Here is a 12,794-nt window from a genome sequence, read left to right as displayed (position 1 = left end):
GGAGAAGTCCTTCGCGGGATGGCGGTCTTACGTCGCGGGATGGCTGCCGGAGGGCGAGGCGCCGTCGCTCTTGCCCGCCCCGTTGCCGCGGTAGCGCAGGACCATCGGACCGATCACCAGCAGGGCGGCGATGATCAGCAGGACCGCCGAGATCGGGTGGGTCAGGAAGACCGACGGGTCGCCCTGGCTGATGGCCAGCGCCCGGCGGAATTGCTGTTCGGCCAGCGGACCCAGGATCAGCCCGACCACACAGGGCGCCACCGGCACGTTCAGCACGCGCATCCCGAAGCCGGCCAGCCCGATCACCCACAGGATGACCAGATCGATGACGTTGTTGTTCAGCGTGTAGGAGCCGAGCGACGAGAAGACCAGAATGCCGGCATACAGCCAGGGCCGCGGAATCAGCAGCAGCTTCACCCAGAAGCCGACCAGCGGCAGGTTCAGCACCAGCAGCAGCACGTTGCCGATGTAGAGGCTGGCGATCATGCCCCAGACCAGCTCGGGGTTGTTGTCGAACAGCGTCGGGCCGGGCTGCAGGCCGTACTGCTGGAAGGCGGCCAGCATGATGGCGGCGGTCGCCGAGGTCGGCAGGCCGAGCGAGAGCAGCGGCGCCAGCACGCCGGCGGCCGACGCGTTGTTGGCGGCCTCCGGACCGGCGACGGCCTCGATGGCGCCCTTGCCGAACTCCTCCGGCTTCTTCGCCAGACGCTTCTCGACCAGATAGGACAGGAAGGTCGGGATCTCGCTGCCGCCGGCCGGCAGGGTGCCGATGGGGAAGCCCAGCAGCGTGCCGCGCAGCCACGGCTTCCACGAGCGCGACCAGTCCTCGCGGCTCATCCATTTGGAACCCTTGAGCGCGTAGATCTCCTCCGTCTCGAAGCGGTGGCGGGAGGCGACGTAGAGCGTCTCGCCGACCGCGAACAGGCCGACCGCGACGACCACCGTGTCGATGCCGTCGAGCAACTCCGGCACGCCGAAGGCCAGCCGCGCCTGACCGGTCTGCATGTCGATGCCGACCAGCCCCAGCGCCAGCCCGAGGAACAGGCTCGCCAGACCGCGCGCCAGCGAGCTGCCCAGCACCGCGGTGACGGTGGTCAGCGCCAGAACCATCAGCGCGAAATACTCGGCCGGGCCGAACAGCAGGGCCATCTTGACCATCAGCGGGGCGACGAAGGTCAGCGCCGCGGTGGCGATGGTGCCGGCGATGAAGGAGCCGATGGCGGCGGTCGCCAGCGCCTGGGCGCCGCGGCCCTGGCGGGCCATGGCGTGGCCGTCGATGGCGGTGACGATGCTGCCGGACTCGCCCGGCGCGTTCAGCAGGATCGAGGTCGTCGAGCCGCCGTACATCGCGCCGTAATAGATGCCGGCGAACATGATGAAGGCGGAGGTCGGCTCCAGCCCGTAGGTGACCGGCAGCAGCAGCGCCACGGTCAGCGCCGGGCCGATGCCGGGCAGCACGCCGACCGCGGTGCCGACCGTCACGCCGATCGCCGACCACAGAAGGTTGTAGGGGGTCAGCGCCACGAGGAAGCCGTGGCCCAGGGCGGCAAGGGTGTCCATTGTGCAGTTTCCTTCCCGAGGCGGGGCTTATTCGGCGTCGGCTGACGTGAGCCGTTCGACGATGCTGCCCTCGGGCAGGTTCAGGCCGAGCCCGTAATTGAAGGCCACGAAGGTGAAGGCGGCGAGCGCCAGCCCGATGGCGAGATTGACCACCAGCCGCCGGCCGCCGAAGGCGCGGGAGACCGCGGCGAACAGAATGGTGGTGGAGGGGATCCAGCCCAGCGTGTCGAGCAGCAGGAACTGGACGGCCAGCCCCGCCGCGACCAGCGCCACCGCCCAGAGGTCCAGCTCCAGCCCTTCGGCGTGGGCGACGGCCCCGGCGAAGGCCTCGCGCAGCAGGGACAGGCCGACCAGGACGAGGCCGCCCGAGATCAGGTAGGGGAACAGGGCGGGGCCGACCACCGCCCGGCCGACGCTCGGGGTCAGCATGGTTTCGACCGCGATCAAGCCCCCCAGGGCGATCAGCCCGCCGCCCAGCACCGCCTCTCCGGCGCGCATGCTCCGACCGGTGGTCATTGGTTCATCCTCCCAGACTGTTTTTTGCGGACCGGTGGGCGCGGCGACCGCGCCCACCCCTTGCGGTCCTTACTTCACGAGGCCGATGTCCTTCAGCGTGCCTTCGATCTGCGCGCGCTCCTGCTTCAGGAAGGAGGCGAACTCGGCGGAGGGCTGGTAGAGGTCGATCCAGCCGCGCTGCTTCACGGCCTGCTTCCACTCGTCGCTGGCGACGGCCTTGGCGACGGCCTCCTGGAGTTCCTTCAGCTCGGCCGGCTTGGCGGAGGACTGGGCGAAGACGCCGCGCCAGTTCACGAACTCCAGGTCGACGCCCTGCTCCTTGAGGGTCGGCGTGTCGGAGCCCGGAAGGCGTTGCGGAGCGGAGACGGCGATGGCGCGCAGCTTGCCCGCCTGGAACTGCGGGGCGAACTCGCTGTAGCCGCCCATGCCCAGCGTCACATGGCCGCCGAGCGCCGAGGCCAGCAGCTCGCCGCCGCCCGCGGTGGCGACGTAGTTGACCTTGTTGGGATCGACGCCGACCGCCTTGGCGATCAGCCCGGCGAGGATCTGGTCACTGCCGCCCGCCGAGCCGCCGCCCCAGGAGACCGAGCCGGGGTCCGCCTTGAACTTCTTGATCAGGTCGTCGAAGGTCTTGATGGGCGAGTCCGGCGGGACGACGATGGCGGTGTATTCGCCGGTCAGGCGGGCCAGCGGGGTCACCTGGTCGAGCGTCACCGCCGACTTGTTGGTGACGATGGCGCCCAGCATGATCTGGCCGCCGACCAGGATCGTCGGCGAGCGCTTCTTGGCGGTGACGAACTGGGCGAGGCCGACCGTGCCGCCGGCACCGGGGATGTTCACGACCTGGATGCCGGAGGCCAGCTTCTGGTCCTGGAGAACCTGCTGGAGGGTGCGGGCGTGCTGGTCCCAGCCGCCGCCGGGGCTGGCCGGGGCGATGATCTCCAGCCCCTTGATCTCGGCCAGCGACGGGGTGGCGGCGAGGGCGGCCGTGGCGAGGACGGCGGCGGTCAGGACGCCCTTCACGGCGCCCGGCATGCGGATGGTCATGACGCTTCGCTCCATGGGTGTGTTTTGTTCTGAGACCCGGCGGATCACCGCCGGCTGTTGGTCACTTGACGAGGCCGAGTTCCGTCAGGACGCCTTCGATCCGGGTCCGCTCGTCCTTCACGAAGGCGGCGAATTGGTCGGGCGGCAGGTAGAGGTCGATCCAGCCGCGCTCTTCTGCGATGCGCTTCCACTCGTCGGTGCGGACCATGGCGCCGACCGCGTCCTCCAGCACCTGCTTCTCCGACGCCTTCAGGTTGCCCGGCGCCATCACGGCGCGCCAGTTCACCAGCTCGACGTCCACGCCCTGCTCCTTGAAGGTCGGGACGTCAATGCCGGGAAGACGCTGCGGGGCTGAGATCGCCAGGGCGCGCAGCTTTCCGGCCTGGAGCTGCGAGGCCATCTCGTTGTAGCCACCGGTTGCTACGGTGATGTGGCCGCCAAGCACCGAGGCCATCATCTCGCCGCCGGCACCGGCGGCGATGTAGTTCATCTTGGAGACGTCGCCGCCGATCGCCTTGACCAGCAGGCCGTAGAGGATGTGGTCGGGGCTGCCGACGGCGAAGCCGCCCCAGGAGACCGAGCCGGGGTCGGCCTTGAACTTCTTCACGAGGTCGTCGAGCGTCTTCAGCGGCGAATCCGCGGCCACGACGATGGGCTGGTACTCGCCGGTCAGGCGGGCCAGCGGGGTCACCTGATCGAGCGACACCGGCGACTTGTTGATCAAGATCGCCCCGATCATGCCGAGGCCGGAGATCATCAGGCCGGGGTTGCGCTTCTTGGCGGTGACGAACTGGCTGAGGCCGATGGTGCCGCCGGCCCCCGGGATGTTGACCACCTGGACGCTGGAGGCCAGCTTGTGCTCCTGCAAAACCTGCTGCATGGCGCGCGCGTGCTGGTCATAGCCGCCGCCGGCGTTGGCCGGCGCGATGATCTCGAGATTCTTGATCTCCGCCGACGCGGGAGCGGCGAACAGGGCGGCAGCGGCCAGCACGGCCGCCGCCAGCATCCCCTTGGCGGGGTTGCCGAGGCTCATGGTGTTTCCTCCGAGTGGGCTTTTTGCTTTTTTGGACGGCGCTTGCTGCGCCTTACAGGGCCTTGGCGGTGGAGCTCTGCGGGCGCGCCTCGTAGAGGAGGACGGAGCCGCCGGCCCCCGCGCCGCAGGCGGCGCCGTAAAAGAGCGGGGTCCGCTCGTCCGCCGATGCGGTCTTCGCCGTGGGTTCCGCCGGCTTTCGGGCTGCGGATTCGGTCGCCATGGTGGAGGTTCCGGGAACGGTGGTTGGTTGTTCCAACTGTTTAGCAGGCGAACCTGTCATGAACCTGTCAGCCACCACCCAGGCACGCAAATTTTCGGCGCTCCACCCGGAAGAGGCGGAGACCGGTTCGTGGCGGTTTTCCCCCCGCCGGGGTGATGGGGAGGAGCGTTTTGCCCCCTCCCTAACCCTCCCCTGCGAAGCGGGGGAGGGCCGGGGTGGGGGCAAACGCCCCCGGAAGCTACCGCACCACCAGCAGGAACAGGCCCTGGCCGAGATAGACGGTGCCGGTCAGGGCGACCAGACGCTGGCTCCAGCTGCGGAACTGGGCGTCGCTCATGGCGTCGAGCACGCGGCGCGACAGGTTCGTCCCCAGAACCGCCATGCCGATGCACAGGGCCGTCACTGTGATGTCCAGCGCCTCCGCCTCCGACGCCGCGACCAGGGAGCCGAAATAGACCGTCTTGAACAGGTGGCCGAAGACCTGCATCGTCGCCTTGGTCGCGACGACGCTCTGCCGCGACAGGCTGGACTTCACGAAGAAGACGTCGAGCAGCGGCCCCGAGATGCCGGCGATCAGCTGCACGCCCATGCACAGAAGACCGGCCAGCGTGCTGTGGCCGCGCCGCGATACGTTCGGCGACCAGTGCGACGGAACCGCCATCGCCATGAAGGGCGACAGGCCCAGCAGGATCAGCGATTCCGCCTTGCCGGGCACGTAGCGGATCAGGGTGAAGACGCCGACCGCCACCGCCCCGCCCAACAGGAACCGGACCACGATCCCCCATTGCACGTGCCGCCGCCACAGCCACGCCCGCCAGCCGTTGGCGGTCATCTGCGTGATCCCGTGCAGCAGCATCGCCGAGGACACCGGCAGCAGCACCAGCAGCAGCCCCATCAGCACCATGCCGCCGGCCATGCCGAACAGGCCCGACAGGAACGAGGTCACCAGCGCCGCAAGGCCGAGTCCGAGGGTCAGGGGAACCGTCAGCATCCCGCTCATCCGAAAGTTTTCTTTGGCTGTGGACGGCATCATGCCCCTGGCGCGCTTGCGCCGCAAACGGGATTGTCTGATGCTGACCCCCAGGAAATGTTGGGGTGCGTGAGGGAGGGATCGGATGCGGCGCCTGCCATCGCTGAACGCCTTGCGGGCGTTCGAGGCCGCGGCCCGGCACGGCAGCTTCACCGGGGCGGCGGGCGAGCTGAACGTCTCGCAGGCCGCGGTCAGCCGCATGGTGCGGCTGCTGGAGGAGCGGATGGGCTTCCCGCTGTTCGAGCGGCGGGCCAACGCGCTGGAGCTGACCGACCGCGGGCGGGCGTTGCAGCCCGGCCTGACCGGCGCCTTCGACGCGATCGCGGACAGTGTGGAACGGGTCGCCACCATGCGCGACGGCCCGGTGCTGACGCTCGGGGTGGGCGCCACCTTCGCGGTGCGCTGGCTGATCCCGCGCCTGTCGGCCTTCCACGAGAGCCACCCCGACGTGGAGGTGCGCATCGCCACCGGCGGCGCCGGTGCGCCGATCCGCGAGGACTGGACCTGCGCCCTGCTGCTGGGCGACGGGCATTGGCCGGGCTACGAGGTGGAGGAGCTGTTCACCGCCGACATGCTGCCGGTCTGCGCGCCGGCCCTGGCGCGGAGCCTGCGCCGTCCGGAGGATCTGCTGTCGGCGACGCTGCTCTCGGTGTCGCACTGGGCGGACGACTGGCCGCACTGGTTCGCCTCGGCCGGGCTGACGCCGCCGGCCGCGAAGGGGCTGTCCTTCGGCAGCTACGCCATGACCTTGCAGGCGGCGGCGGACGGGGTAGGGGTGGCGCTGGGGGCGCGGCTCTACATCGCCGACGATCTGGCGGCGGGCCGGCTGGTCACGCCCTTCGCGCTGGCCGTGCCGATGGGGCGGGCGTGGTATCTGGTCTCGCGGCCGGCGCGGCACCGGGAGCCAGGCTTCACCGTTTTCCGCGACTGGCTGCGCGCCGCCGCCGGATCGCCGGAGCCCGAAAAGAAAAGACCGCCGGAGCGTGCCCCGGCGGTCTGAAGTCGCACTTTGGAGAAACGTCACTCGGCGGAACCACGCGCATGGTGCGGCCTGCCAACTGGGTTTCAAAGGATAACCGAACGAAAACACTTATACTAGTATATCACTGAGCGCGCAAGCCCTTTCGCTCACATGACGGCGCCCATCTGCCAGGGCGTGAACTCGTCGGAGCCGAAGCCCAGCTCCTCGCTCTTGGTCTTCCGACCCGACGCGGTGTCGAGGATGAGCTGGAAGATCGCCCGCCCGACCTCCTCGATGGTCGCGTCGCCGGTGGCGATGGGGCCGCAGTCGATGTCCATGTCGTCGGGCATCTTGCGGAACAGCGCCGTGTTGGTGGCGAGCTTCAGCGACGGCGTCGGCTTGCAGCCGAAGACGGAGCCACGGCCCGTGGTGAAGCACAGCACGTTGGCGCCGCCCGCCACCTGTCCCGTAGCCGACACCGGGTCGTAGCCCGGCGTGTCCATGAAGACGAGGCCCGGCCCGGTGATCGGCTCGGCGTAGCGCACCACCTCGACGAGGTTGGTCGTGCCGGCCTTGGCGACGGCGCCCAGCGACTTCTCCAGGATGGTGGTCAGGCCGCCCTTCTTGTTGCCGGGGGACGGGTTGTTGTTCATCTCGCCGCCGGTGCGGCTGGTGTAGTCCTCCCACCAGCGGATGCGCTCGACCAGCGCCCCGCCGACCGCCGGGCTGACGGCGCGGCGGGTCAGCAGATGCTCGGCGCCATAGACCTCCGGCGTCTCGCTCAGCACCGCGGTGCCGCCGTTGCGGATCAGCAGGTCCACGGCGTGGCCCAGCGCCGGGTTGGCGGTGATTCCCGAATAGCCGTCCGACCCGCCGCATTGCAGGGCCAGGATCAGGTGGCTGGCCGGCACGGTCTCGCGCGTCACGTCGTTGACGCGGGGCAGCAGGGCGCGGATGCGCTCCACGCTCGCCCGCACGGTGGCGGCGGTGCCGCCGCTCTCCTGGATCGCCAGCGTCTGCAGCGTGTCGCCGACGGTCAGCCCCTCGACCTCGACCAGCTTGTCGATCTGGTTCACCTCGCAGCCGAGGCCGAGCACGAGCACGGCGGCGAAGTTGGGGTGGCGGGCGTAGCCGGCGATGGTCCGGCGCAGCGCGTCGATGGCGTCGCCCTGCGAGCCCATGCCGCAGCCGTAGGAATGGGTCAGTGCGACCACCCCGTCGATGTTGGGGTAGGCGGCCAGCGCGTCGCCGCGGAACTGGTCGGCGATCATCCGCGCGGCGGTGGCCGAGCAGTTCACCGTGGTCAGGATGCCGATGTAGTTGCGGGTCGCCACGCGCCCGTCCGGGCGGACGATGCCCTGGAAGGTGGCGCGCTCCGCCTCCGGCACGAGGTCGGTGGGATGGACGTCGGCGCCGAAGGCGTAGTCGCGCTCGAAGCTGTCGCCGATGCCGATGTTGTGGACATGGACATGGTCGCCCGGCGCGATGGGGGCGGTCGCGAAACCGATGACTTGGTTGTACTTGCGCACCGGCTCGCCGACCGCGATGGCCTGCACCGCGACCTTGTGGCCGGAGGGGATCGTGGTCCGGGCGACGACGTCGGTGTCGGGCAGGGGGGTGCCCTCCGGCAGGTCGGCGCCGGCAACGACGACGTTGTCCGCGGGGTGCAGGCGGATGGTCAGCGATGCCATGGTGGTGGTCCTCTCATGGAGATTCCCTCTCCCCCCTGGGGAGAGGGGCAGGGTGAGGGGGATGCGCGTGGCGGGATGTCCGGCAAAAGCGCAACCCCCTCACCCGGCGCCGTTGGCGCCACCCTCTCCCCGGAGGGGAGAGGGGCTTCACGTCAGAGCTTGTAGGCCTTCTTCGCCAGCGTGTAGGCGAGATCCACCGCCACCTCCGCGGCCTCGTCCTCCTCCAGCCGGTGCTCGGCGACGAGGCGGGCCAGGAAGGCGCAGTCCACGCGGCGGGCCACATCGTGGCGGGCCGGGATGGAGCAGAAGGCGCGCGTGTCGTCGTTGAAGCCGACCGTGTTGTAGAAGCCGGCCGTCTCCGTGATCATCTCGCGGTAGCGGCGCATTCCCTCGGGGCTGTCGTGGAACCACCAGGCCGGGCCGACGCGCAGCGCCGGGTAATGGCCGGCCAGCGGCGCCAGCTCGCGGGCGTAGCTGGTCTCGTCCAGGGTGAACAGGATGATGGTCAGGTCGCGCTCGTTGCCGACGCGGTCCAGCAGCGGCTTCAGCGCCCGCACATACTCGGTGCCGGTCGGGATGTCGGCGCCCTTGTCGCGGCCGAAGCGCTCGAAGAGGTTCGGGTTGTGGTTGCGGAAGCTGCCGGGGTGGATCTGCATGACCAGCCCGTCGTCTAGGCTCATCTTGGCCATCTCGGTCAGCATCTGGCCGCGGAAGAGCTCCGCCTCGGCCGCCGTGATGGTGCCGCGCAGCGCCTTTTCGAAGAGCCGCTCGGCGTCGGCGTCCGACAGGTCCGCGGTGGTCGCCGTGGCGTGGCCGTGGTCGGTCGAGGTGGCGCCGCCGACCTCCTTGAAATACTGGCGGCGGTTGCGCAGGGCGGCGAGGTAGCCGGCCCAGGTGCCGGTGTTCTCACCGGACAGCGCGCCCAGCGTTTCCACATTGGCCTGGAAGCCCTCGAACTCCGGATCGACGACCGGGTCCGGGCGGAAGGCGGTGATGACGCGGCCCTTCCAGCCGCTCTCGCGGATGGCGCGGTGATGCTCCAGCGTGTCGAGCGGCGACTCCGTGGTCGCCAGCAGCTCGATGTTGAAGCGCTCGAACAGGGCGCGCGGCAGGAACTCCGGCTTCTGCAGGCAGGCGTCGATCTGGTCGAAGATGCGGTCGGCGCTGGCCCCGCTCAGCCGCTCCGTCACGCCGAACACCGTCTCAAAGGCGTGGTCGAGCCACATCCGCGTCGGGGTGCCGCGGAACAGGTGCCAGTTCTGGGCGAGCTGGCGCCAGATCTTGCGCGGGTCGCTCTCCACCGCCCCGCCGTCCGTGCGCGGCACGCCCAGGCCTTCCAACGCCACGCCCTGGCTGTAGAGCATGCGGAAGGCGTAATGGTCGGGCACCACGAACAGCGACGCCGGGTTCGGGAACGCCTCGTTCTTGGCGAACCAGGACGGGTCCGTGTGGCCGTGCGGACTGATGATCGGCAGGTGGCCCACCTCCGCGTACAGCCGGCGCGCGATGTCGCGCTGCGTGGGATCGCTGGGGAAGAGGCGGTCGGGGTGGAGCATCGTTCATCTCCGGAAAGAGGGATGCCGGACGGGGGTCCGGTGCCCATTTGAATGGGTGGTTCGGGTGCGGCGCGTGGTGCTGCGCCGGTGGCGCCCCGCATGTCGGAATATATTAATATATCAGTTCCGAATGCAAGGACTTTGTGCGTCCCGCCCACAAATCAGTCGGCGCGCCGCGCAATTCAAGGGGGCCGGCTCGGCGGGGCCGGTCAGAGGCGGCGCGAATCGTGGGCGGCGAAGTCCACAGCCCGCGGGCGGTAGCCGCTGGTGAAGAGGGGGGAGGAGATCACCATGTCGGCGGTCGCCTCGTTGCAGGCCATCGGGATGTTGTAGAGCGTGGCGAGGCGGGTCAGCGCCTTCACGTCCACGTCGTGGGGCTGGGCGGTCATCGGGTCGACGAAGAAGACGAGCAGGTCGATCCGGCCCTCCGCGATCATCGCGCCGATCTGCTGGTCGCCGCCCAGCGGACCGCTCTTCAGCGAGGTGATGTCCAGCTGGGGATGGGCCTCCCGGACCAGCCGTCCGGTGGTGCCGGTGGACCAGAAGACGTTGCCCTCCAGCGCGCGGATGTTGGCGCCGAGCCAGCCGATCAGGTCGGGCTTGCGGGCGTCGTGGGCGACGAGGGCGATGCGTTTGCGGTCCACGGTGAAAGTCCTTGCGGCTGTGCGCTCCGCGGTGGAGCTTCTTTCAATATACTAGTATACTTCCGGACGGTGCAACGCGCTTCCCGGTGGGACAAACTGGCGCGGAACCGGGGCGCCCCGCCGGGCCAAGGCGTTTGACCCACCGCGCCGGGTATTAGTATATTGCGATGAAGGGCGGACCGTCTGCGGCGTGAACCAGCGGGTTCGGCGCCGGCATCCCGGAGCACCGGCGCCCTTGAATCGTCCTGGCAGGAGCGGGTGTTGAAAAAGGCGGCGCAGACATCGACGGCGGATTCGGAACAGGCGGCGGGCGTCAAGGCGCGGACCCGGCGCCGCACGGCGGCGGCGGTCGCCCGCCCGGCCCAGCGCGGCACCACCGTGGCCGCCACGATCTACCGCGACCTGCGCAACGAGATCGTCTCGCTCCGCCGCAAGCCGGGCGAGCCGGTCGCCGAGAAGGTGATCGCCCAGGACTACGGCGTCAGCCGCACCCCGGTGCGCGAGGCCGTGCTGCGTCTGGCGGACGAGGGGCTGATCGAGATCTTCCCGCAATCGGGCACCTTCGTCTCCCGCATCCCGCTGGGCGCCCTGCCGGAAGCCATCGCCATCCGCAAGGCGCTGGAGGAGGCGACCGTCCGCTACGCCGCCAAGCGCGCCACCCGCAGCCAGATCGCCAAGCTGCGCGCCAATCTGGAACTCCAGCGCGAGATGGAGGCAGCCCAGAATTTCGAAGGCTTCCACCAGGCCGACGAGACCTTCCATGCGCTGCTGGCGGAGACCGCCGGCTACCCCGGGTTCTGGAACCTGACGCAGCAGGTGAAGGTGCAGGTGGACCGCTACCGCCTGTTGACCCTGCCGGTTCTGGGGCGTGTGCCGGACGTGATCGCCGAGCATTCGGTCATCATCGAGGCCATCGCCAACAACGACCCGGAGGCGGCGGCCAAGGCCATCGACCTGCATCTGGACTATCTCCAGGTCACCATCGCCGACGCGCAGAAGGCCAACCCGCTCTACTTCACCGCCCCCTCGGAGGACGAGGCCGAGCCGGTCTGACGCCGTTGTGCGCTCTTGGCTTTGGATTGCGGCTGATTTCTAATATATCAGTCACGTTCCTCCCAACACCGCGCAAGACAGCCAGGAGACCGCGATGCAATCGCTCTACCGCGCCGATCCGGCCCGCTACACGGGCATGACCTACCGCCGCAGCGGGCGGAGCGGGCTCGACCTGCCGGCCATTTCGCTGGGGCTGTGGCAGAATTTCGGCGGCACCGACGTGTTCGAGACCGGGCGCGCCGTGCTGCGCCGGGCCTTCGACCGCGGCGTCACCCATTTCGACCTCGCCAACAACTATGGCCCGCCGCCCGGGTCGGCCGAGGAGAATTTCGGGCGCGTCCTGGCGACCGACTTCAAGGCCCACCGCGACGAGATGATTGTTTCCACCAAGGCCGGCTACGACATGTGGCTTGGCCCCTATGGAAGCTGGGGCTCGCGCAAGTACCTGACGGCGAGCCTGGATCAGAGCCTCACGCGGATGGGGCTCGACTATGTGGACATCTTCTACTCGCACCGCGTCGATCCGCGCACCCCGCTGGAGGAGACGATGGGCGCGCTCGACCACGCCGTGCGACAGGGCAAGGCGCTCTATGTCGGTATCTCCTCCTACTCGCCGGAGATGACCCGGCGGGCGGCGGCGATCCTCAAGGACCTCGGCACGCCCTGCCTGATCCACCAGCCGTCCTATTCCATGCTGAACCGCTGGATCGAGGGCGGTCTGCTCGACGCGCTGGAAGAGACCGGGATTGGCTGCATCGCCTTCTCGCCGCTGGCCCAGGGCATGCTGACCACCAAGTATCTGAACGGCCAGCCCACCGACGCCCGCGCCGCCAAGGGCGGCACGCTCAAGGCGCATTTCCTGTCGCCGGAGAATCTGGAGCGCGTGCGCGCCCTGGACGCCATCGCCACACGGCGCGGCCAGACGCTGGCCCAGATGGCCATCGCCTGGGTGCTGCGCGACCCGCGGGTGACCTCCGCCCTGATCGGCGCCCGCAATGTGGAGCAGCTCGACAACTCGCTCGATGCGCTGAAGAACACCGCTTTCACGCCGGAGGAACTGGCCGAGATCGACCGCCACGCCGTCGATGGCGGTCTGAACCTGTGGCAGAACTCGTCGAACGCCGAAGCCGGCTGATCCATCGAAGGCAGACGTCATGAAAAAGGGCCGCGCCGGCATCCCGGCGCGGCCCTTTTTCATGACCCTCGGGACGTCGCTTCGCCGCATGGCGTGCCCGGTGTTGCCGATCCGGGGCCGCGCGGGCAACCCCGGCACAGCCGTGGCGCGAGCCCTTAAAGCAAATGAGAATCATTTTCAGTTTCAAAATTTGAGCGTGCTTGTGTATGTTCACAAACAACCTTCGCGCACCGCTTTTTGGGAGCTGGTCCCTTATCGGAGTCGTGAAGGCCGATGAGCGCAAGGACCGGTGGGGTGATAACCGCTCCTCCGACCGGGGGTCTTGGGCGCAAAAAATGAGAATGACTA

12 protein-coding genes are annotated in these 12,794 nt (G+C 69.1%); 3 read left to right on the top strand and 9 right to left on the bottom strand.

Annotated elements, in window-relative coordinates; translation table 11 throughout:
- Positions 1-27: 27 nt before the first annotated feature.
- From FBZ83_RS20025 to FBZ83_RS20005, 6 genes are all read right to left on the bottom strand, one after another.
- Complete coding sequence (locus FBZ83_RS20025) at positions 28-1,560, bottom strand: tripartite tricarboxylate transporter permease (RefSeq protein ID WP_145687349.1); 1,533 nt, start codon at positions 1,558-1,560, stop codon at positions 28-30.
- Between the two features lie 27 nt (positions 1,561-1,587).
- On the bottom strand, positions 1,588-2,076 hold the full coding sequence (locus tag FBZ83_RS20020; RefSeq protein ID WP_040138208.1) for a tripartite tricarboxylate transporter TctB family protein: 489 nt from the start codon (positions 2,074-2,076) through the stop codon (positions 1,588-1,590).
- A 69-nt stretch (positions 2,077-2,145) separates the two neighbouring features.
- Positions 2,146-3,123 carry a Bug family tripartite tricarboxylate transporter substrate binding protein gene (locus tag FBZ83_RS20015; RefSeq protein ID WP_247888387.1) on the bottom strand — a complete coding sequence of 326 codons (978 nt, stop codon included), beginning with the start codon at positions 3,121-3,123 and terminating at the stop codon, positions 2,146-2,148.
- A gap of 61 nt (positions 3,124-3,184) precedes the next feature.
- Positions 3,185-4,156: a Bug family tripartite tricarboxylate transporter substrate binding protein gene (locus FBZ83_RS20010; protein ID WP_145687348.1), complete on the bottom strand. Its 972-nt coding sequence runs from the start codon at positions 4,154-4,156 to the stop codon at positions 3,185-3,187.
- A 52-nt stretch (positions 4,157-4,208) separates the two neighbouring features.
- A complete protein-coding gene (locus FBZ83_RS31505; protein ID WP_186466138.1) occupies positions 4,209-4,376 on the bottom strand; it encodes a hypothetical protein in 168 nt (55 codons plus the stop codon).
- Positions 4,377-4,614: 238 nt separating this feature from the next.
- Positions 4,615-5,367 (bottom strand): TSUP family transporter, encoded by a 753-nt coding sequence (locus FBZ83_RS20005; RefSeq protein WP_247888386.1) that lies wholly within the window; start codon positions 5,365-5,367, stop codon positions 4,615-4,617.
- Positions 5,368-5,491: 124 nt separating this feature from the next.
- Between FBZ83_RS20005 and gcvA the strand changes: the two genes are divergently transcribed.
- Positions 5,492-6,406 carry a transcriptional regulator GcvA gene (gene gcvA, locus FBZ83_RS20000; RefSeq protein WP_145687344.1) on the top strand — a complete coding sequence of 305 codons (915 nt, stop codon included), beginning with the start codon at positions 5,492-5,494 and terminating at the stop codon, positions 6,404-6,406.
- 128 nt (positions 6,407-6,534) lie between these two features.
- Here gcvA and FBZ83_RS19995 read toward each other — a convergent pair whose 3' ends face one another.
- The 3 genes from FBZ83_RS19995 to FBZ83_RS19980 all read right to left on the bottom strand — a co-directional run bounded on the left by FBZ83_RS19995 (position 6,535) and on the right by FBZ83_RS19980 (position 10,258).
- Positions 6,535-8,058: a UxaA family hydrolase gene (locus FBZ83_RS19995; RefSeq protein WP_145687342.1), complete on the bottom strand. Its 1,524-nt coding sequence runs from the start codon at positions 8,056-8,058 to the stop codon at positions 6,535-6,537.
- Between the two features lie 152 nt (positions 8,059-8,210).
- A complete protein-coding gene (gene uxaC, locus FBZ83_RS19990) occupies positions 8,211-9,614 on the bottom strand; it encodes a glucuronate isomerase (protein ID WP_145687340.1) in 1,404 nt (467 codons plus the stop codon).
- 209 nt (positions 9,615-9,823) lie between these two features.
- The gene (locus FBZ83_RS19980) at positions 9,824-10,258 is read right to left on the bottom strand and encodes a methylglyoxal synthase (RefSeq protein ID WP_145687336.1); all 435 of its coding nucleotides are present in this window, start codon (positions 10,256-10,258) and stop codon (positions 9,824-9,826) included.
- 261 nt (positions 10,259-10,519) lie between these two features.
- Here FBZ83_RS19980 and FBZ83_RS19975 point away from each other — a divergent pair, with 261 nt between their 5' ends.
- Together FBZ83_RS19975 and mgrA are read left to right on the top strand one after the other, a co-directional pair.
- A complete protein-coding gene (locus tag FBZ83_RS19975; RefSeq protein WP_145687334.1) occupies positions 10,520-11,311 on the top strand; it encodes a GntR family transcriptional regulator in 792 nt (263 codons plus the stop codon).
- A gap of 94 nt (positions 11,312-11,405) precedes the next feature.
- Positions 11,406-12,446: an L-glyceraldehyde 3-phosphate reductase gene (mgrA, locus tag FBZ83_RS19970; protein ID WP_145687331.1), complete on the top strand. Its 1,041-nt coding sequence runs from the start codon at positions 11,406-11,408 to the stop codon at positions 12,444-12,446.
- The last annotated feature ends 348 nt before the right edge of the window (positions 12,447-12,794 follow it).

Source organism: Azospirillum brasilense, from assembly GCF_007827815.1.
Lineage (GTDB): Bacteria > Pseudomonadota > Alphaproteobacteria > Azospirillales > Azospirillaceae > Azospirillum > Azospirillum brasilense_C.
Note: the sequence above shows the minus strand (reverse complement) of the source record. Positions and strands in the feature narration are given on the sequence as shown.

Excerpts from the sequence above, each read along its gene's own strand:
- FBZ83_RS20025 (WP_145687349.1), bottom strand. The coding sequence starts at position 1,560 with ATGGACACCCTTGCCGCCCTGGGCCACGGCTTCCTCGTGGCGCTGACC.
- FBZ83_RS20020 (WP_040138208.1), bottom strand. The coding sequence starts at position 2,076 with ATGACCACCGGTCGGAGCATGCGCGCCGGAGAGGCGGTGCTGGGCGGC.
- FBZ83_RS20015 (WP_247888387.1), bottom strand. The coding sequence starts at position 3,123 with ATGACCATCCGCATGCCGGGCGCCGTGAAGGGCGTCCTGACCGCCGCC.
- FBZ83_RS20010 (WP_145687348.1), bottom strand. The coding sequence starts at position 4,156 with ATGAGCCTCGGCAACCCCGCCAAGGGGATGCTGGCGGCGGCCGTGCTG.
- FBZ83_RS31505 (WP_186466138.1), bottom strand. The coding sequence starts at position 4,376 with ATGGCGACCGAATCCGCAGCCCGAAAGCCGGCGGAACCCACGGCGAAG.
- FBZ83_RS20005 (WP_247888386.1), bottom strand. The coding sequence starts at position 5,367 with ATGCTGACGGTTCCCCTGACCCTCGGACTCGGCCTTGCGGCGCTGGTG.
- gcvA (WP_145687344.1), top strand. The coding sequence starts at position 5,492 with ATGCGGCGCCTGCCATCGCTGAACGCCTTGCGGGCGTTCGAGGCCGCG.
- FBZ83_RS19995 (WP_145687342.1), bottom strand. The coding sequence starts at position 8,058 with ATGGCATCGCTGACCATCCGCCTGCACCCCGCGGACAACGTCGTCGTT.
- uxaC (WP_145687340.1), bottom strand. The coding sequence starts at position 9,614 with ATGCTCCACCCCGACCGCCTCTTCCCCAGCGATCCCACGCAGCGCGAC.
- mgrA (WP_145687331.1), top strand. The coding sequence starts at position 11,406 with ATGCAATCGCTCTACCGCGCCGATCCGGCCCGCTACACGGGCATGACC.